The sequence below is a fragment of the Enterococcus italicus DSM 15952 genome (genome assembly GCF_000185365.1).
Classification (GTDB): Bacteria; Bacillota; Bacilli; order Lactobacillales; family Enterococcaceae; genus Enterococcus_G; species Enterococcus_G italicus.
On the sequence record NZ_GL622241.1, the window covers coordinates 2,046,537 to 2,064,797 of the forward strand.

The 18,261-nt window shown below is 37.6% G+C and carries 19 protein-coding genes and 1 pseudogene; 4 read left to right on the forward strand and 16 right to left on the reverse strand.

Annotated elements, in window-relative coordinates:
- Positions 1 to 134: 134 nt before the first annotated feature.
- A complete protein-coding gene (gene ahpF, locus HMPREF9088_RS09435; RefSeq protein WP_007209006.1) occupies positions 135 to 1,670 on the reverse strand; it encodes an alkyl hydroperoxide reductase subunit F in 1,536 nt (511 codons plus the stop codon).
- A gap of 12 nt (positions 1,671 to 1,682) precedes the next feature.
- A complete protein-coding gene (ahpC, locus tag HMPREF9088_RS09440; RefSeq protein ID WP_007209007.1) occupies positions 1,683 to 2,246 on the reverse strand; it encodes an alkyl hydroperoxide reductase subunit C in 564 nt (187 codons plus the stop codon).
- A gap of 293 nt (positions 2,247 to 2,539) precedes the next feature.
- Here ahpC and HMPREF9088_RS09445 point away from each other — a divergent pair, with 293 nt between their 5' ends.
- Positions 2,540 to 3,694, forward strand: a complete 1,155-nt coding sequence (locus HMPREF9088_RS09445) for a cobalamin-independent methionine synthase II family protein (protein ID WP_007209008.1) — start codon at positions 2,540 to 2,542, stop codon at positions 3,692 to 3,694.
- Positions 3,695 to 3,816: 122 nt separating this feature from the next.
- Here the strand turns inward: HMPREF9088_RS09445 and HMPREF9088_RS09450 are convergent, their stop codons facing one another.
- Together HMPREF9088_RS09450 and truA are read right to left on the reverse strand one after the other, a co-directional pair.
- A complete protein-coding gene (locus tag HMPREF9088_RS09450) occupies positions 3,817 to 4,161 on the reverse strand; it encodes a zinc ribbon domain-containing protein YjdM (protein WP_007209009.1) in 345 nt (114 codons plus the stop codon).
- Positions 4,162 to 4,191: 30 nt separating this feature from the next.
- On the reverse strand, positions 4,192 to 4,938 hold the full coding sequence (gene truA, locus HMPREF9088_RS09455; RefSeq protein WP_007209010.1) for a tRNA pseudouridine(38-40) synthase TruA: 747 nt from the start codon (positions 4,936 to 4,938) through the stop codon (positions 4,192 to 4,194).
- 192 nt (positions 4,939 to 5,130) lie between these two features.
- On the opposite strand from truA, the gene HMPREF9088_RS11470 reads away from it, so the two are divergent.
- Positions 5,131 to 6,123 (forward strand): N-acetylmuramoyl-L-alanine amidase, encoded by a 993-nt coding sequence (locus tag HMPREF9088_RS11470; protein WP_007209011.1) that lies wholly within the window; start codon positions 5,131 to 5,133, stop codon positions 6,121 to 6,123.
- 79 nt (positions 6,124 to 6,202) lie between these two features.
- Here HMPREF9088_RS11470 and HMPREF9088_RS09465 read toward each other — a convergent pair whose 3' ends face one another.
- The 3 genes from HMPREF9088_RS09465 to HMPREF9088_RS09475 are packed head-to-tail and all read right to left on the reverse strand — an operon-like array spanning position 6,203 to position 8,552.
- Positions 6,203 to 7,249 (reverse strand): P1 family peptidase, encoded by a 1,047-nt coding sequence (locus HMPREF9088_RS09465; protein WP_007209012.1) that lies wholly within the window; start codon positions 7,247 to 7,249, stop codon positions 6,203 to 6,205.
- A 22-nt stretch (positions 7,250 to 7,271) separates the two neighbouring features.
- Positions 7,272 to 8,018, reverse strand: coding sequence for a tyrosine-protein phosphatase (locus HMPREF9088_RS09470; RefSeq protein WP_007209013.1), 747 nt, complete (start codon positions 8,016 to 8,018; stop codon positions 7,272 to 7,274).
- A 15-nt stretch (positions 8,019 to 8,033) separates the two neighbouring features.
- Positions 8,034 to 8,552 (reverse strand): pyrophosphohydrolase domain-containing protein, encoded by a 519-nt coding sequence (locus tag HMPREF9088_RS09475; RefSeq protein WP_007209014.1) that lies wholly within the window; start codon positions 8,550 to 8,552, stop codon positions 8,034 to 8,036.
- Between the two features lie 156 nt (positions 8,553 to 8,708).
- On the opposite strand from HMPREF9088_RS09475, the gene HMPREF9088_RS09480 reads away from it, so the two are divergent.
- On the forward strand, positions 8,709 to 9,266 hold the full coding sequence (locus tag HMPREF9088_RS09480; protein WP_007209015.1) for a DUF1836 domain-containing protein: 558 nt from the start codon (positions 8,709 to 8,711) through the stop codon (positions 9,264 to 9,266).
- Complete coding sequence (locus tag HMPREF9088_RS09485; protein WP_007209016.1) at positions 9,259 to 10,113, forward strand: DegV family protein; 855 nt, start codon at positions 9,259 to 9,261, stop codon at positions 10,111 to 10,113. The genes HMPREF9088_RS09480 and HMPREF9088_RS09485 overlap by 8 nt, the downstream gene beginning before the upstream one ends.
- An 84-nt stretch (positions 10,114 to 10,197) precedes the next feature.
- Here the strand turns inward: HMPREF9088_RS09485 and HMPREF9088_RS09490 are convergent, their stop codons facing one another.
- From HMPREF9088_RS09490 to HMPREF9088_RS09530, 9 genes and pseudogenes are all read right to left on the reverse strand, one after another.
- Positions 10,198 to 10,584 (reverse strand): YbgA family protein, encoded by a 387-nt coding sequence (locus tag HMPREF9088_RS09490; protein ID WP_007209017.1) that lies wholly within the window; start codon positions 10,582 to 10,584, stop codon positions 10,198 to 10,200.
- Between the two features lie 99 nt (positions 10,585 to 10,683).
- Entirely contained in the window at positions 10,684 to 11,022 is a 339-nt protein-coding gene (locus tag HMPREF9088_RS09495) for a hypothetical protein (protein ID WP_143139666.1), read from the reverse strand.
- Positions 11,023 to 11,066: 44 nt separating this feature from the next.
- Positions 11,067 to 11,831, reverse strand: a complete 765-nt coding sequence (locus HMPREF9088_RS09500; RefSeq protein ID WP_040366962.1) for a hypothetical protein — start codon at positions 11,829 to 11,831, stop codon at positions 11,067 to 11,069.
- A gap of 341 nt (positions 11,832 to 12,172) precedes the next feature.
- Positions 12,173 to 12,538, reverse strand: coding sequence for a bacteriocin immunity protein (locus HMPREF9088_RS09505; protein WP_007209021.1), 366 nt, complete (start codon positions 12,536 to 12,538; stop codon positions 12,173 to 12,175).
- 78 nt (positions 12,539 to 12,616) lie between these two features.
- Positions 12,617 to 13,591: a LacI family DNA-binding transcriptional regulator gene (locus HMPREF9088_RS09510; RefSeq protein ID WP_007209022.1), complete on the reverse strand. Its 975-nt coding sequence runs from the start codon at positions 13,589 to 13,591 to the stop codon at positions 12,617 to 12,619.
- Positions 13,592 to 13,773: 182 nt separating this feature from the next.
- Positions 13,774 to 14,636 (reverse strand): annotated as a pseudogene (locus HMPREF9088_RS09515) (ROK family protein).
- Positions 14,633 to 16,117 (reverse strand): glycoside hydrolase family 32 protein, encoded by a 1,485-nt coding sequence (locus HMPREF9088_RS09520; RefSeq protein ID WP_007209026.1) that lies wholly within the window; start codon positions 16,115 to 16,117, stop codon positions 14,633 to 14,635. The pseudogene HMPREF9088_RS09515 and the gene HMPREF9088_RS09520 overlap by 4 nt, the downstream one beginning before the upstream one ends.
- Positions 16,118 to 16,120: 3 nt before the next feature.
- Complete coding sequence (locus HMPREF9088_RS09525; protein ID WP_007209027.1) at positions 16,121 to 17,731, reverse strand: ABC transporter substrate-binding protein; 1,611 nt, start codon at positions 17,729 to 17,731, stop codon at positions 16,121 to 16,123.
- A gap of 35 nt (positions 17,732 to 17,766) precedes the next feature.
- Positions 17,767 to 18,261, reverse strand: a 495-nt coding sequence (locus HMPREF9088_RS09530; protein ID WP_007209028.1) for a carbohydrate ABC transporter permease, incomplete at its 5' end; no start/stop codon positions are given.

Genomic DNA, 18,261 nt, shown 5'->3' on the forward strand with positions numbered 1-18,261 from the left:
GCATCTACTCCTTAGTAAATGAACTTTTTTCTATCATATCAGGTAATGAAAAAGACAACAATCATTTTCTGAAATATCTACTAACACCATCAAAAAAGGAAGAGGCAAGTATGCACTCTTCCTTCCTACGTTCTTTAATGGCGAATCAAATAATCAAATGCACCTAATGCTGCGGTAGCTCCTGATCCCATCGAGATAATAATTTGTTTGTAGGCACTGTCGGTGCAATCTCCTGCTGCAAAAATCCCTGGGACACTTGTTTGACCACGCTTATCGACTTCAATTTCGCCCATTTTTGTTTTGGCAAACCGTTCATCCAAAAATTCGGTATTTGGTACGAGTCCGATTTGGACAAAAACACCTGCCAAATCCACGCCATGAATTTCTTCCGTTGCGCGATCTTTATAAGTTAAGCTCGTTACTTTTTTATCACCTAAAATTTTCATTGTTTGAGCATTTTTAATGACTGTCACATTCGTTAGTGTCGCCAATCGTTTTTGAAGCACTTCGTCAGCTTTTAATTCTGGTAAAAATTCAATGACAGTGACATGTTTCGTCAAACCTGCCAAGTCAATGGCCGCTTCTATTCCTGAATTTCCTCCACCGATAACTGCAACGTCTTTGCCTGCAAACAAAGGTCCATCGCAATGTGGACAATAGGCAACGCCTTTATTTTTGAATTCGGATTCACCAGGAACATTGACATTACGCCATCTTGCACCCGTAGCAATAATCAATGCCTTTGCTTTTAATGTCGCACCATTGTCTAACGTCACGACATGCATGTCACCTTCCACTGATAAAGAAGCAACTTTTCTTGCTTTGATGATATCAATTGGATATTCCTTGGCATGAATTTCTAACGCTTGGGCTAATTTTTCTCCTTCTGTATAAGGCGTACCAATCAAGTTTTCAATTCCTACTGTTTCCAAAACCTGACCACCAAATCGTTCGGCAATGATTCCCGTGCGGATTCCTTTACGCGCAGCATAAATCGCAGCACTCACGCCAGCTGGTCCAGCACCAACAACAAGTACATCATATGGATCTCGCGTTGACAAATCATCTTCAACTTCCGCTTCGATTGGTAATTTATCCAATATTTGTTCAATGGACATGCGGCCACTTGCGAATTCCTTACCATCTAAAAAGACTGTTGGTACGGCCATAACCTCTTTTTCTTCAACTATGTCCTTGAACATGCCACCTTCAATCATCGTATGCGAAATAGATGGGTTCAATACACTCATAATATTTAGTGCTTGGACAACATCTGGACAGTTGTGGCAAGTCAGACTAACAAATGTTTCAAAATGAAATTCTTGCTCGATATTTTTAATCCGTTTCGCAGTTGCCTCATCTATTTTCGGTGCACGTCCACCCACTTGTAACAAAGCCAAGACAAATGAAGTGAATTCATGTCCTAGTGGCACCCCAGCAAATACGATGCCAGAAGAGCCGTTTTTTGTGTCTATTTGAAAGCTCGGCGTATAGTGCAATTTTTCTGTTTGCAATGAAAGCTTGTCAGACATTGAAACAATCTCTTCCAAGAAGGCTTGAACTTCCTTTGAATGCTCACTCGTATCAAAGCTAGCCGTAAACACCACATTATTTTCTAACAATGCAAGGTATTGTTGCAATTGGCCTTTAATCTCTTGATCTAAACTCATGAGAGACCCTCCTTAAATTTTCCCAACTAAATCTAAGCTTGGTTTTAATGTTTCAGATCCTTCTTTCCATTTTGCCGGACAAACTTCTCCTGGATGTGTCCGAACGTATTCGGCAGCTTTTACCTTATCAATGTAGTGCGCTGCATTTCGACCGATACCATCAGCATTAATCTCAACTGTTTGAATCACGCCATCTGGATCAATTAAAAATGTCCCACGTTGAGCAGCACCAGCTTCTTCATCTAAAACATCAAAAATACGAGAAATATGGTGGTTTGGATCACCAATCATTGTATAGGTTATTTTTCCAATCGCATCTGAATGATCATGCCAAGCTTTATGCGTAAAATGCGTGTCGGTTGAAACAGAATACACTTCCACGCCTAATCCTTTCAATGTTTCATATTGTTCTTGTAAATCTTCTAATTCTGTCGGACATACAAAGGTAAAATCAGCAGGATAAAAACAAAAAAGACTCCATTGACCTTTTAAATCTTCCGAACTTACTTCTACAAAATCTCCATTACGATAAGCATGTGCTTGAAATTCTTCCACTGGTTTTCCAACTAATGACATTGTTCATTCCTCCTAATTTTTTATTTCTAGGTACAATACTATTGTGCCTTTCAATAATAATTATTATCTTAAAACAATTTTAAGTCAAGAAAAATAAGAAAAATCTATGAATATTATTCTTCATCTACGGATTTTTTTCATTTATATTTTTTAATTGATAATAACAGCTTTGCTACAAGTTTTTATGTAATAGTTTTAAACTATTACATAACCAAATAAATAGCTATTATCGCAAAAATAAAATTCTTGTTACAATGAGCCTATCGTAGCACGAAATAATAGGAGGTACTCAAATGACAAAAACAGACCGTTTCCAATTAGTAGGATCGTTATTACGCTCAAATGATTTATTAACTTACAAAGAACAAATTGAACAACGCGAAGATATCCGCTATCCATTTTATGATTCTTTCCCTGGATACAAAGAAACTGAGGAAGCTGCAATTAAAAATGTGATTGAAGAGCAAAAAAATCAAGGAATCACGGTCTTAACTGATGGTGAATATTCAAAATCGATGTGGCATTTGGATTTCCTATGGGGATTTGCGGGCATTGAACGCTATATTGCAGATCAAGGTTATAGCTTTAAAGATCTAGATGGTGGGCATTTTGAAACCCGTAAAGATATTGGCATTCGAATCACGGCACCACTTTCGGGAAAAGACCATCACTTCTTAACCATTTTCAAAGAACTACAAGAACAAGCTGGGGATACCGAAGTGAAACTAACTGTTTGGGGAGCAGCGCATGCCTTCACTGAACTAGCAATCTTTGATGGACTATATGGCGAAAATCAAGTCTACAAGACAAAGGAAGCCTTAAAAGAAGGTCTGCTTCAGGCATACAAAGAATTTTTAGATGATTATCAAGCAGCCGGCGGAAAGATTATTCAATTTGATGACTGTTTATGGGAGCTTTTTGCTGAAGATAACGACTCCAGTTTTTTTACTGAGGGTAATGGTGGATTAGAAGACTTAGCTGACGAATTTGTAGCAATCAATAATGAAATTGCAGATTATGGTCATAAATTAGGCTTGCATGTTTGGACACATAATTGTCGCGGAAACTACCAAAGCCGTCATGCTGCAGGTGGTTCCTATGCAGCAATTGCTGAAAAATTTTTACGTGATCAACATTACGACCGTTTCTTTTTAGAATGGGATGATGATCGAGCTGGCGACATTTCTGCATTGGAAGTCTTAAAAGATCGTCCAGATGTTTCAGTTGTTCTAGGTCTTCTTTCAAGCAAAACAAATACATTAGATGATGAAACACGCGTTGTTGCATTATTGGATAAAGCCAGCACCATTTTACCAAAAGAACGTCTGTATCTTTCTCATCAATGTGGGTTTGCCTCTTGTGATTGCGGGAATGAGTTGACCCAAGAACAACAATGGCAAAAAATTAATCAAGGACAAAAAATTGCCCAAGCTTACTGGGGAGAATAATCGATAAAAAACCTATTCATTCATACTATTGCGTTCTTTCAAATCGTTTCTTGACGAAGAACGATACGCACTGGTTATGAATGGATAGGTTTTTAGTTATCGACTTTGCAAGCTAGTCATCACTAGGCATCTGCTTTTTTAACAAATTCTGCTTTTAGTTTCATCGCGCCAAAGCCATCTACTTTGCAATCAATTTGATGGTCTCCCTCAACGAGACGAATGGATTTCACCTTTGTCCCCTGTTTGATGGAACCACTTGCGCCCTTCACTTTTAAATCTTTGATCACGATAACATTGTCTCCATCAGCTAAACGGGCACCATTGCGATCAAGGACAACTACTCCCTCTTCAACCTTTTGTTCTTCACCAGCAACCCATTCATGAGCACACTCTGGACAAATCAATAAGCCGCGATCTTCATACGCGTATTCACTGTTACACATTGGACAATTTGGTAGTTTTGACATAAAAGACTCCTTTCGTATTTATTTAAAAGTTCAGTTTTTTTCATAAAAGACGCCATCTAAAAACAACCCTTGAGCAGGTACAGTTTCCCCTGCTGCCTGGCGAATTTTGGCTTGAAAAATATCGTCAATCTGATTGACGGTCATTTCACCCTTCCCCACCGCTAAGATTGTTCCCATCATAATCCGCACCATTTTGTATAAAAAGCCATCGCCTCGGAACACAAAGCGAATCATCGCTTCTTCTTTTTCCATCTCGATGGACTCAATCGTTCGAACGGTTGATTTTTTAGACTTCTTTAAAGCGGAAAAACCAAGAAAATCATGCGCTCCAGTTAATCTTAGACAAGCTTCTGTCATAGCCTCCCAATCAAGCGGTTCTGCTACATAAAAATGATAGTTACGATCAAACGCAGAAGGAAGCTCTGCGTGTCGTACATAATAACTATATTGCTTACTCACCGCATTGTATCTTGCATGGAAACGTTCTGGTACCTCGTCAATACTGGTCACTACAATGTCTTTTGGCAAGTACGTCAAAAAGAAATGATGCATCTCTTCCAACGATTTATTGCAATTTGTTTTAAAATTGGCGACCTGACCGCGTGCGTGTGTTCCTGCATCGGTTCGACCAGATCCGATCAACTCAATGGTTTCTCCCGTTAGTTGACTGACAATCTTCTCTAATTTCCCTTGTATGGTTTTATCCGAGTCCCCTAATCGTTGCCACCCTTGGTATCTGGTTCCATCATATTCAATGATTAATTTTATATTTCTCATGTACCTACTCCTTATCGTATTTTGCACACTCTTTAATCTACCATATTTTTAACAATTGGATAAACAATGCTACGATTTTTTTTGTTTTCTTGCTATACTATTTAGATATCACTATGTTCAAAAAATGCTAAGGAAATCTTCAAATAAATTTCAAGCTTTCCTTATAGAATAAAAGAAAAAAGAGGAAACTTTGTGAAGAAAAAACGACGTAGATTAAAAAAGAAATACCGCAGACGATTGCAACTCATCCTCATTCTAGGCATTGTTGGTTTTGTAGTAGTCTATCAACTAAATAATCGTTCTACCGATACGCAGCAAACAACGATGGCGACTGTTGTCCCCAAAAAAATAATCAAAAGAACATTTACGAAAACACCATATGTTCAGGCAACAGTGGATACAAGCAATTTGGATGTAAACACAGCTACGGATGCTGACTACTCTGTGCCAATTTATGAAACGGCTTCAACTTCAAGTACAGTCATTGGTCAAACATACGATGGCGTATGGTCAGATTATCATGGAACAGAAGGGGCATTCTATAAAATAAAAACACCAGATAATCTAGTTGGATACATTGAAAAAGAGCATGGAAAAAAGGCAACTTATAAAGTACAAACTACCATCAACTCGTTAGATGAATTGACCGTTGTTTTAGATCCAGGACACGGTGGCGATGATGTCGGATCATTGGACAACACGGAAACGATTTATGAAAAGACCCTAACACTTGCAACGACGAAAACAGTTAAAAAAACACTGGAAGCGGCCGGTATCAATGTAATCATGACACGGACAAAAGATAGTGAGTACACGCGTCTGGCCAAAGTTGCTGAAATAACCAATAATGCCAATGCCAATTTATTCATTAGTTTTCATTACGATAATTATGATTATGCTAACCAAGCAGAGGGCTATACGACCTATTATTACTATGACCATTCCGAAGCGTTCGCCAATACTATTCATACTCAACTAGCTGCAAACAATTCATTGTCAGATCGAGGAGTTCAAGTCGCCAACTATATGGTCCTACGAAACACATTCGTCCCGGGTATTCTATTGGAATTGGGTTATTTAAACAACGACAATGACCTTGCAATTATGAATACAGCCAACTATCGACAAATGGTGGCAGACGCCATCCTTGCTGGCATCGAAAATTATTATAATCTTTCTAAGTAACTATCTCCACGAAAAAAGAGTCTCTCCTTTGTTTTCTGATGAAACCAACAAAGTGAGTTAGACTCTTTTTTTGTGATTCTTACAGACGTGCAAGTGCATCGCTCAGTGAATAGACTGTTTTACCATGGATATCACATGTCGATTGTGCATGCATTAAAGAACTCACCACGGCCTCTTCTACAACAGAAACCGTCATTCGAAAGCAATCGTCCATGAGGTTTTCAGCAAGAACGGTTCGCATTGACCATGCAGATTCGGCAAAATGTGCCACCCGATTTGCAGTAGAGAAGGCAAAACTAACTTCCCCACTTCCATTGCCAATAAACGAGCCAGTTCGAGTAATCCCGACGCTCGTCCGTTTGGCAAGTCGCTTTAATTGCCTTACATCTAAAGGCAAATCAGTTGCTAGAATAGTGATAATACTGCCTTTTTCTACTTTTTTTTCTGCCTGAATGACTTTTTTTAATTCTTTGCCAATAGCACGATGATTAATAACCAAATCTTCTAGCGAACCAAAATTTGAAAGCACCAATGCCCCCATCGTAAAGGTCTGACCATCGAAGGTAATTTGCCTAGATGCTGAACCAATCCCACCTTTTAAATCATAACAGCACATGCCAGTCCCAGCGCCAACAGCACCTTCCGCAAATGTTTCGGTACAAGCTGCAAATGCTTGCTGAATCGTTTCTTCCGTTACTGATAGTGTTCGAATGGCATTGATTTGCCCATCATTGCATTCCATAACAATTGGATTGACCGTTCCCGTAGAGATCCCGATTTCTGGATTTTCTGCTAACAGGCGCCGTACCAGCGCTTGATAAGCCGTTCCGACAGCCAACGTATTCGTCAATACAATCGGTGTCTCCAGTGTTCCGAGTTCTTCCACCTGCATAAAACCAGTACTTTTTCCAAAACCATTGATTACATACATAGCTGCAGGTAATTTTTCACGAAACACATTGCCTGTTGCAGGTTGAATCACTGTCACACCAGTTTGAACCTTGCCAAGCCGTACCGTTTGATGTCCGACAGTAATCCCAGGAACATCGGTCAGAAGATTCAACGGACCCTTGTGCCAACGTGTATCAGGTTGATTATAGTCATCTTGAAAGTCTTGCCATCCCATCGTTTTTCTCCTTTTGATTTTACTAATCCAAATACAAAGCTTGCAAGTCTTTTTGATCTTGAGTACTTAGTAGCAACGCTTCCTTCGCATACTCTTGCATACTGCCATATTTCGTTTTAATCAATTGATACGCGTGATCCAAATAACTGGCCGATACTTCCATCGCAATTTTGACACCTGCAATTTGCTGTTTGGTCGCTCCTTGTTTCGCCAACTCAGCAAACATGCTCTCATTTGGTTTTGCCCGCTGGATATTTGTTTGCAAATAATCTTGATAAATCGCGTCACGAGAAATTCCTAATAATTCTAACGCATAGACAGCCGCCATTCCTGTACGATCCTTACCAGCAAAGCAATGGAACAATACGCCTCCGGTTTCTGTTGCGAGCAATTGCTCAAAATATTGGCGATATCCTTTTTGAGCGCCTTCATTCATCACTAAATTGGTATAAATCTGCTTCATGTGACGATCGACAGCTTCTAATTCTCCTGCTTGCAACAATGCATCCATACTGGCATTTTCTTTGACATCTTTCATAATATCAATCCATTGGTAATCAATGGTGTGTAGCGCATCATCTGGCCGTTTTTCCAGTTCGTCTTCACTACGCAAATCAATCACTTTTGTCAGTTGATGTTGGGCTAAAACTTTTTTCCCTTCTTCGTCTAGTTGCACCAATTCTCCTGAGCGCAAAAGACGATTGGGTTTGATGACTTTTCCTTCTTTTGTTTTTACCCCACCTAAATCTCGAAAATTCACTAAATTCATGCGATACCTCCTGTATTATTCTTCCTCTTTTTGCATATGTTGGCGATTTAATTCCGCTTTTATTCGTGGTTCTGGGGCGTATTGCTCCTCCCAACCACTTGGTTTTAAAATTTTATGTGTCTTTTCATCATAATGAGGTTGACCATCAGGAAACATTTTCCCCATATTTGCATCATGAACAATTGCAAAGAGCGGTTCTGGGTTGACACCCATGAGGACAAACGATCCATAGGTAAAATACAGTAAATCAATTAAAGCATCCACCTGTCCAACCAGTACATCATCAACCGGTTGATGTTTGGTTTGAATCTTTTGAACCGCTTCATCGATTTTTTGATGAAGGCCATCAACCAATGATTCGAATACCTCAGGTTGATTATTCGCTGTTGCATAAAGCGATTCAACGATTTCCTCTACTTTAAATCCTGCGCGGTTCAACATCTGTTCGGCTTGAAAAGCCTGCGGTATTTGACTTCCTGGTGCATCAAATTTTTGATGAAATGCTTGAACTTTTTCAAATGGTGTCTGTGACATGCTCTATTTTTCCTCCCTTTCTTGTGACTAGGTTGTTATCAATCTATCATATTTTTGGCAAAAAGTAACATCTTTTCAAGCAACTTATTTCGTGCTATAATTTATCTAGTTTTAATAACTAGATGAAACTATTATTGAAATAAAGAGGATGCGTTTATGGAACAGATACATGAAAAACTATTAGCTTGGGCAGATGAATTACAGTCTTTTCATTTGCCTAAATGGGAAGAATTACCTGATTTAGAATTGTATATGGATCAAGTTTTAACCCTAATCGACAAATACCTTTCACCGGTAATTCAATCAGAAAAGCATCCATTGCTAACTGCAGCAATGGTCAATAACTACGTCAAATTGCACATTATTCCCGCACCAATTAAAAAAAAGTACAACCGTAAACACTTGGCCTTTTTATTGGCCATTACTTCGCTCAAGCAAGTGCTAACAATCAATGAAATTCGAACAGGTATCCTTTTTCAAGGGAAGCAGGTCGGCATTCGTAAGGCCTATGATCTGTTTTGTTGCGAGCAAGAAGAAGCCATTCATTTTATCAAACAGCAAATTGATGGGCCTATCCGTTTGGAAAAACAAGCAACTCCTTTGGAATTAATTGCAGTAAAAGCAGCCACTCGCTCCTTTGCAGAGAAACTGCTCGCCGAAAAAATGATTGAACTGGAACAACAGTATTTAGAGAAGGTGGAAAAAAGTGAATAAAGAAAAAATAGCTATCTTAGTTGACTCAGGTACGGATTTGCCTACTGCATATAGTCAATTACCCAATGTATATACGATACCCTTACAAGTTATCTACAAAAATCAAGTATACCGTGACAAAATAGATATTACCCCAGAGGAAGTCTACAAACGATTACCAGAAGAAATTCCTTCAACTTCGCTGCCAGCGGGATCAGAAATTGCTAAAGTACTGACCAAAATTATGACAGATGGTTATGAAAAAATCATCGCCGTCGCTATTTCAAGTGGATTAAGTGGAACGTATAACGTTTTGCGATTGCTCGCCGAAGATACAGAACTGGAGATGTTTGTCTTAGATACCAAAAACATTGGCATCGCCGCTGGACTACAAGCCATCCATGCGATTGAGCTGATTGATGAAGGAAAATCTTGGCATGAAATCAGCCAGCAATTAGAAAAAGACGTCCCTAAAACAAAGATATATTTCAATGTAGCCACGCTGGAATATTTACAAAAAGGGGGCCGGATTGGCTTGGTTTCCTCCTTGATTGGCACGGCTTTGCGTCTGTTTCCAACTATCTCCTGTAATGAAAATGGAATTTATTATACCGTTGCTAAAACACGTGGAAGAAAAAAAAGCCTCGAACACTTACTTACGCTTCTAAAAAAAGATATTGGCACACATGTCAGATACCGCATCGCGATTGCCCACGGGGATGCGTTAGAAGAAGCGCTGTGGCTCAAAGGACTAATTGAACACACTTTTCCGACAGCTGAAAAAATTTTCTTTGATACAATCTCACCTGCCTTAGTTGTCCATACAGGTCCAGGGTTGATCGGACTGGGCGTGCAAGTACTCGATTAAGCGTCTATGAATTCTTAATAAAAGAACATGTTTCAGATGAATCCGGAAAGATTAACCGGAAAATCGAAAACATGTTCTTGTTGTTTATTCGTCAAACCATCGCATCTTTGCTAGATACGCATCTGGATAGGCTAACTGGAGTGATTTTAGAAAACGTGGCATCTCCTGGATGATTCGGTTTTCATCCTCTACTAATTGTTGAAACATTTGCTTTTCTTCGGGCGTTGCACGCTTTTTAAAGTATCCCCAGATATGTTCCGCAACAACACGGGTTGTCTTTGAGGTAGGGGACACTTCTTCTAAAGAGGCCAAAATCGTTGCATAGTGCACTTGCTTTTCATCAGACCACTGATTATTCTTGGCCAATTGTCGAATAGCATTGTATGCTTGTTGCGACCTTCCCATCACCCAATATTTATTTTGTGCCCAAGATTTTTGAAATTCTTGTAACCTTCGATTGTCATCATTCATATTCTTTCACTTCCACTTTGTTCGCACGCCAGATGGTCCAGCCAATCAATCCCAATGTAACCACCCCACCGATGACACTTGAAATTTGGCGAATAGTGGCTAACTACTTGTGATTGCACGATTGCCTATAATCTGTTCTTGTACTTGAAATAATTGTTGCAATGAAAAACCTTGAATATGACCGGCCAAAAGGAACCCCAACATGAGGACAAATTGATGCGTGATGGCTCCTTTGTTTTGAGTCACTTTTTTTACAACTAATTGTTGTTCTTTATGAAGCGTCGTTGTTGCCAAGTATTGGCGATTTAACCAAAGATTCAACAAGAACAGACCATAGTTTAAAAATAGAAATCCCCCAAAAATGCGTTTCTCAAAAAAGACGGTACAAAATCCCAAGAAAAGAATGCCAAATAGAGCCCCCTCAAAATAATTGCCCAAACGTCGCACCAAAAATGAGAAACTAACGGTTGCACCCAACATGCCTACAGCATAGGTACATATAATAGCCAAGCAGTGGACGATTGACCATAACATTGACTAACATAGATTGCTCCAAAAAGAATCAAATAATTTCCCAAAACACCATTGAAAAAACAAAGGACATTTATGCTTTTAGCCACTTTCCATTTCGTTCGCTGATTTTTTATCTGAATAAAAAACAAGAAAAATAAGATACAGAAACCGATAAGAGCCAATTCAATTTCTCGTTCAGAGTTGACCAATCGTCCAATCCAAAGAAGAAAAATCAACGCCCCCATTCCCAAAAACAACAAACTTTCCTTCTTAGAAACAAGCGTGTTCCATTCTTTAACGGATAGTCGTTGCACTTTCTCCCGCTGAATTGCTTCACGAATATACTGAAACCCAATAAGATAGAATAGGAAATAAAGAGCAAAAGACAACGTAAATCGCCAAGCACCGGCGATTGATAGACCGCCTAAAAGAAGCACAATCCCGATACTAAGCAAACTATAGTGAATTGTGACTTCTTTGTTAGGTTGATAGTGATTCACTGTCAGGTTGGCGATTTCTAGCCAGGATGAACTTAACCCAATCAATATTCCTGCAACAACATAGCATCCAAAGAAAAAGGTCCCCAACATTGCAAAAAATGTACCCACCAGACCAGATAGAAGTGCTAGCCGCTCGATGTAAACACTTGAAACAACTGATTTAGCTTCATTGATAAAGAAAATCCCCACAAGCTGTACAGTATAAAAACAACCGAAAGGCAAAACTGAAAGCAACGAGTGACCATCACTCAAGCCTAAAAACAATATAAATGACACAATATTTAAGGTATTCGCTAATAAAAATACATTCGTTTTCCCATATTTGTAACAGAAAGAGTTGATTGTCTACACGTTTCCCTCCAAATAATTATTTTTTTCAAACTTATTTCCGTTTATCACTTTCCTCATTTTTTCATATCCAAGAAAAACAAGCAAGAATTTAATGATCCTTTTCCAACCATTCACCAACTACTTTCCCCTTTTATTCGTGGCTACTATTTTTTCCTTTTTACAACAAAAAAGTTGAAAACACTGTAAACGCAGTCTTTCCAACTTCATTTTTTATTATTCACGAATCAATGACGTGGGACGGATTCACCAAAGCGATAAAATTGTGATTTATCCGAAAAATTGGCCATATATTGACTATTCCAACCTGCTTGCTGGCCAATGACACCTAATGCCATCATTGATTTTTCTTCCTCCGCTGGAAAATGTAGCCGACCTTTGATTGCCATACTACGAATGTAATTCACCATGTGGTTGATTAATACCTCAGGATCTTTCGCTTTATCTAATGTTGCGTGGACTTGATGCAAAACATCGATAATATCTAGTAACTCCGGCGATGGTTGCTTTCTTTCTTGTAATTGTGTTACTAATTTTATAATCTCTTGTTTCGCTTGCTCACAAAGCAATTGCTTTTCCACATTTTTCTTCATTTTTTCACCTTCATTGTTTTTTTAATTATCTATCAATTAAAAAATTTTGGCAACTAATTCAATAAACTAGTAATCATCTCAAACTTCAATAGTTGTGCCACCCTTTTTAAAAGTTACTGGCAAAACGGTTCTTTTAGATACTTCTTTTCCATTAATAACCTTCAAAAGTACATCGACTGCTTCCTGTGCCATCAATTCAATAGGTTGTGCAATTGTCGATACTAAATAGTTTGAACCCTCACTTGTTCGCTGACCATCAAACCCAATTACTTGAATATCGTCTGGAACTCGTTTTCCCATAGTTTTTAAAATTTCTACTACATCCAAAGCTATTGAATCATTTATCGTAAAAATACCATCTATCCCCGGATAGTTTGTAAGTAGCTCGCAGACCTTTTCCGAAACATTTGTTAAAGGCTCAAGCATATCCAGAATGTGGCAAGTGATATTTTTCGATTTACAGCTTATCTCAAAATACTTTCGTCGATTTTTTGTTTCATTCGGAGTATCTTGATATCCTCCAATGTAAGCTAATTCTTTGCAGCCATGTTTTAATAATTCATCCACTGCTAATCTTCCACCAGCCGCATTATCAGCAGTCACATAGTTTACATCTTCTGTAAAATAACGATCAATACTGACAAATGGAAGATTACTTGAAACATATTCGTCAATATCAGAATAAGTGATACCTATAATTCCATCTACTTTATTTTGTTTCACCATTTGTAGATATTCTCGTTCTTTAGCTGAGTTGCCATTTGAATTACAAAGATAGAGCTTATAGTTATTTTTTTCCAGATGACTTTCAACATGAAAAGCAAGTTCTGAAAAAAATGGGTGCCAAACGCTTGGTAAGATTAATGCCACTGTGTTACTTCGATTTGTTTTTAAACCTCTAGCATAGATATCTGGTTGATAATTGAGTTCTGCGATAGCACGTTCGACCCGTTTTCGTGTGCTATCTTTTACCGATCCATTATTTAATACTCGAGAGACCGTTCCAACACCTACACCAGCTAATTGTGCCACTTCTTTCATTGTTATTTTCATGAAATCCCTCACATTCTATTGATATTATTATAAACGAGAGATTTATGGATGGCTAGCCTATATAAAATCTATCAAAAAAAAACGTTCTCTAGTCATGTTGCCAATCAGCGACATACTACAAGAGAACGATTTCTTTATTATTTATCTACTAATCAAGCCTATGAATCTTTGCACATACAGATTTACTTAGCTACATCTCTTGCAAGAGCCAAACATCCAATGATGGCTTGATTTCCATCTAAACTTGCTAATTGAATATAGTCGTTAATATTTTCTATAGTTTTATATCCATTATTTAATTTAACAAATTCATTTTGTACCATGGGTAATAGCTGTTTCTGCTTAAACACTCCTCCACCCAAAATGAACATTTCAGTATCAAGTGTGAGGCTTGTATTCAAAATAGCCTGGGCTAGGTAATTAGATACAATTTTCCATATAGGATGATCTGCTGGAATAGTTTTTCCTAACATATGGGTTCTTTTTTCCAATGCTGGACCACTGATCATCCCTTCCAAACAGTTGCCGTGAAATGGACACACTCCAAAAAAGTCATCTTGTAAATCTTTTTGAATTATAACATGCCCCATTTCTGGATGTGAAATACCACCAACAAACTCTCCTTTGTTGATTGCACCACCACCAACACCTGTTCCCACTGTATAATAAACACAACTACTTTTTTCTTTAGCTGCACCATATAGATACTCTCCGTAACAGGAAGCTTGTACATCCGTAACAATACTTATTGGAATGGATAATTTTTTTTAATGTATCCCACTAAATCCGTATTTTGCCACTCAATTTTTGGTGTATTTGTAATCCATCCATATGTTGGAGAGTCAAGTCGAACATCAACAGGTCCAAACGTTCCAATGCCAAGCCCTTCTATTTGATATGAGGAAAAAAACTCGACTATTTTGGTCAATGTCACTTTAGGATGTTGTGTCGGAATTTCTATTTGTTTGATAATCTCAAAATTTTTATTTCCAATTGCTAAAATAAATTTTGTTCCACCTGCTTCAATTGCGCCATAGTATGTCATGCTTTAACCTCACCAATTTCAAAAGACTGAATTGTTGCTTTCCCAACAGCATTAAACGATAAGTCATTTCCCTTTTCAATTTCATAGAAGTTTAATGTCATTGATTCTACCCCATTGATAAAAAATTCTAATGAAGATGTATCCCTAAAAATTTCTAAAATTAATTGATTTGAAACTAATGGTGCTTCTACAGTTCTTTTATTTAAAGATGGTTTTTCATCGCCAATAATTTCGTGCCCTACTTTTTCTCTTGAAATGGAGAACAGGTTCCCTTCCACTTCATAATGACAGATAATTGCTTCTTTGGTATTTTTAGCAAACTCCATAGTAAATGATTGTGATTCACTCAAATCTGCAACTAAGTGCATATAAGTATTATCATGGACAACCTTTTTAAAAATAACCATATAATTGCTTACCTCAATATTTTCAAAACCATATTGATATTCAATATCACCATAAATCAATGAAACCGGTTTTTGAATTAATTGGCCATCTTTGACATGTAATTCTCTTGGAAGAGTCATCGTGCCTGCCCAGCCATGTCCGAGCTCATGAGGAGGAATAGTACGTCCCCACATTTGCATCCAGGCTATCATTATTCGCTGTTTTTTACTATCTTCTAGCGTTTGTGGTGCATAAAAATCTAAACCAAAGTCAATCTCTTTTGAAGTTTCTACCCTAAAGACACCTTTTTCCCAATCAACTCTACCAATACAGGCCATGGTTGAACTGATATTGTAATATTGAAATTGCTGTTTTTCGATTTGAATAGGAGACATGATTAACACATCTTTCCCATCTAAGTGAAATAAATCTGGACATTCCCACATAATTCCTTGTCCATCTAATCCTTCTAACAATACTGAGTAGAATTGCCAATCAATCAAATTTTCTGATTGAAACATAACAATTTTCCCTCGATTGTCAATCGTTTTTGTCGCAATGATTGCAAAAAAAGTCTCACCATGTTTTATTACTTTTGGATCACGAAAGTCATGGGGGATGCCCTCGCCCTTTAAGAGTCGATCATCAATAACGGGATTGCTCTCTAACTTGACAAAATTTATTCCATCTTCCGATACCGCAATACATTGGGTCTGAAACACGAGTTCTTTTTCAATGCGATGTCCCGTGTACATAAGATAGAGTTTGCCATCTTTTTCTATAGCGCTCCCAGAAAAGCACCCTTCTTTGTCATACCATTGATCAGGTGCAAGAGCGACTGGGAGATGATCCCAGTGCAACAAATCAACTGATTTCGCATGTCCCCAATGCATGGGACCCCACTGACTATCATAGGGATAATATTGATAGAATAGATGATACTCTCCACGAAAATAAACAAATCCATTTGGATCATTAATCCAACCGAGTGGTGCCATAAAATGATACTGCTCCCGATACTGAGGCTGTACTCGATTCTTGTGCTTTTCTATAAAACGATTGGCTTTTGCTACTGTATATACTTCATCAATCATCGATTACTCCATTCCTTTAACAAAGGTATCATATCCATCTTGTTTAATTTTAATCCAATCTTCAATTCCAACTCGTTTCAACTCGGAAAGATAATCTTTCCATTCATCATCAATTTTCCCATTGGTAATCCATTCTGCTCGTTTCCGATAAATATAATCCCACATATCCGTTTCAATTTTAGCTAACTTATCTGTATTTTCTTTATCTAAGAAGACTTTTGGATAGTTATTTTCATTTTCAATGTATGGTAAGTAGGTTTTATGCATTAAATCCAAACGCCATTTTGCGTCATCTGGAATTGTGGTAACTGAACCGTAATAAGAGTTTAAGACAGCGAGTGGGCCCGCTACTTCCGTTTTTTGACGAAGCTCTCCAGGTGCTGTGCCATTTAAAGAGAGGTGTTTCAGCATGCCATTTTGCAATTCAAAAATATTCGCTTGTTCTTTATCTCCATAAGTGCCCCAATTGTTTTGTACAGATTGTAACGGTTCATACATTTTATCAATCCATTTTGCTGTTAATTCTAAATTTTTATTTGCACTTGTGATTACGAAACGATCTCTAGAGAATCCCATACCATTTGTTCTAGTAACATGTTTCGTTCCATCGGGTCCAGCTAAAACCGGCAATACGTCATAACTGTCATTATCACCAGTAATATTCATTTTATCCCAAGTGAAATATACCCCGTATTTTTGTTCTTTTCCTTTTGCAACATAGGTATTCCAATCTTGTTCGAATGCCTCGTTATCAATAAGTCCTTTTTTGTACATTTCATGAAAGTATTTAATTGCTTTTTTATAGCCTTCTTTATCCGCTGTAAATTGAGCATTTCCGTCGTTATCAACAATTAAGTGGTCGTCATTATCCCCTTCACCAAAAGCGGCAAACAATAATTTTAAATCTTCATTTCCGCCATTATTGATAAAAGAAAATGGAATTTCATCCGCTTCTCCATTACCATTTGGGTCTTGCGTTTTAAATGCTTCTAAGACTTCCATTAGCTCATCTGTCGTTTCAGGCATTTTTAATCCCAATTTATTGAGCCAATCAACGTTAATCCATGCCATATCATTCACAGTATGAATAGATTCTTTTCCTTCACCTAACTCTTCAATCCAAGGTAAAGAATAGATATGTCCATCTGGAGCCGTTGATAATTGTTTGTATTGTGGATACTCATCAAAAATTTTCTTTAGATTTGGCATATATTTTTCAATTAACTCTTCTAAAGAAATAATTACGCCACTCTCTGCCCAATTCAACAAATCATAATCACTTGCTCCTGCATTGAAAATAGCATCTGGTAAATCACCACTCGCAATGTCTAAATTTCGCTTTTCCGCGAAATCAGAATTGTAGTTTGTCCAGTCAATATGCAAATTTGTTTCTTTTTCAAGCCGCTGAAAAATTAATTTATCATTAGGATTTTTAGGAGCGAGTGCGGCACTTTGAGAAATCATTTTTAGACTAACCTTTTCTTCAAGAGGAAAGCTCACATCTTTTAATTCATAATCTTGACTTGATTTGGCTTTGTTTTTAGAACTATTGCCGCAAGCTCCTAAAATAAATGTACTCACGATTACCGTTGCAATTACCCAACTTTTTTTCATTTTTTTCCCTCATCTTTCTATATTGTATTATTTTTTTATCCTTTTACTGATCCCACTAGTACGCCCTTATCAAAATATTTTTGGAAGAATGGATACATAACAATAAGTGGTAAACTTGAAACAACAATAGTGGCATACTTGATTAATTCAGCAATCTGTTTCATTTCTGCCATAGCTGTGTTGGAACCAACCATATCCTGTGATGGTTGATTTTGGATTAGTATATTTCTTAAAACCAATTGTAACGGCTGTAAATCAGGATCCTTTATATAAATCATTGCATCAAAATAAGCATTCCATTGTCCCACAAATGCATATAAAAATAAGACAAACATAATTGGTTTTGCTAAAGGCAACATAATTTTAAATAAAATTTGCATATCATTTGCACCATCAATAGTTGCAGCTTCAGATAATTCTTTCGGTAATGCACTGAAATAAGTCTGAGCAAGGATGATATTCCAAACATTGATTGCCCCTGGAATAATCAGTGACCAGACAGTATCTAGCATCCCAAGATTTTTTATTAA

Bases quoted from the DNA above. Each gene is read 5' to 3' on its own strand.
- ahpF (WP_007209006.1), bottom strand. From the start codon at position 1,670: ATGAGTTTAGATCAAGAGATTAAAGGCCAATTGCAACAATACCTTGCA.
- ahpC (WP_007209007.1), bottom strand. From the start codon at position 2,246: ATGTCATTAGTTGGAAAACCAGTGGAAGAATTTCAAGCACATGCTTAT.
- HMPREF9088_RS09445 (WP_007209008.1), top strand. From the start codon at position 2,540: ATGACAAAAACAGACCGTTTCCAATTAGTAGGATCGTTATTACGCTCA.
- HMPREF9088_RS09450 (WP_007209009.1), bottom strand. From the start codon at position 4,161: ATGTCAAAACTACCAAATTGTCCAATGTGTAACAGTGAATACGCGTAT.
- truA (WP_007209010.1), bottom strand. From the start codon at position 4,938: ATGAGAAATATAAAATTAATCATTGAATATGATGGAACCAGATACCAA.
- HMPREF9088_RS09465 (WP_007209012.1), bottom strand. From the start codon at position 7,249: ATGGGATGGCAAGACTTTCAAGATGACTATAATCAACCTGATACACGT.
- HMPREF9088_RS09470 (WP_007209013.1), bottom strand. From the start codon at position 8,018: ATGAATTTAGTGAATTTTCGAGATTTAGGTGGGGTAAAAACAAAAGAA.
- HMPREF9088_RS09475 (WP_007209014.1), bottom strand. From the start codon at position 8,552: ATGTCACAGACACCATTTGAAAAAGTTCAAGCATTTCATCAAAAATTT.
- HMPREF9088_RS09480 (WP_007209015.1), top strand. From the start codon at position 8,709: ATGGAACAGATACATGAAAAACTATTAGCTTGGGCAGATGAATTACAG.
- HMPREF9088_RS09490 (WP_007209017.1), bottom strand. From the start codon at position 10,584: ATGAATGATGACAATCGAAGGTTACAAGAATTTCAAAAATCTTGGGCA.
- HMPREF9088_RS09505 (WP_007209021.1), bottom strand. From the start codon at position 12,538: ATGAAGAAAAATGTGGAAAAGCAATTGCTTTGTGAGCAAGCGAAACAA.
- HMPREF9088_RS09510 (WP_007209022.1), bottom strand. From the start codon at position 13,591: ATGAAAATAACAATGAAAGAAGTGGCACAATTAGCTGGTGTAGGTGTT.
- HMPREF9088_RS09520 (WP_007209026.1), bottom strand. From the start codon at position 16,117: ATGATTGATGAAGTATATACAGTAGCAAAAGCCAATCGTTTTATAGAA.
- HMPREF9088_RS09525 (WP_007209027.1), bottom strand. From the start codon at position 17,731: ATGAAAAAAAGTTGGGTAATTGCAACGGTAATCGTGAGTACATTTATT.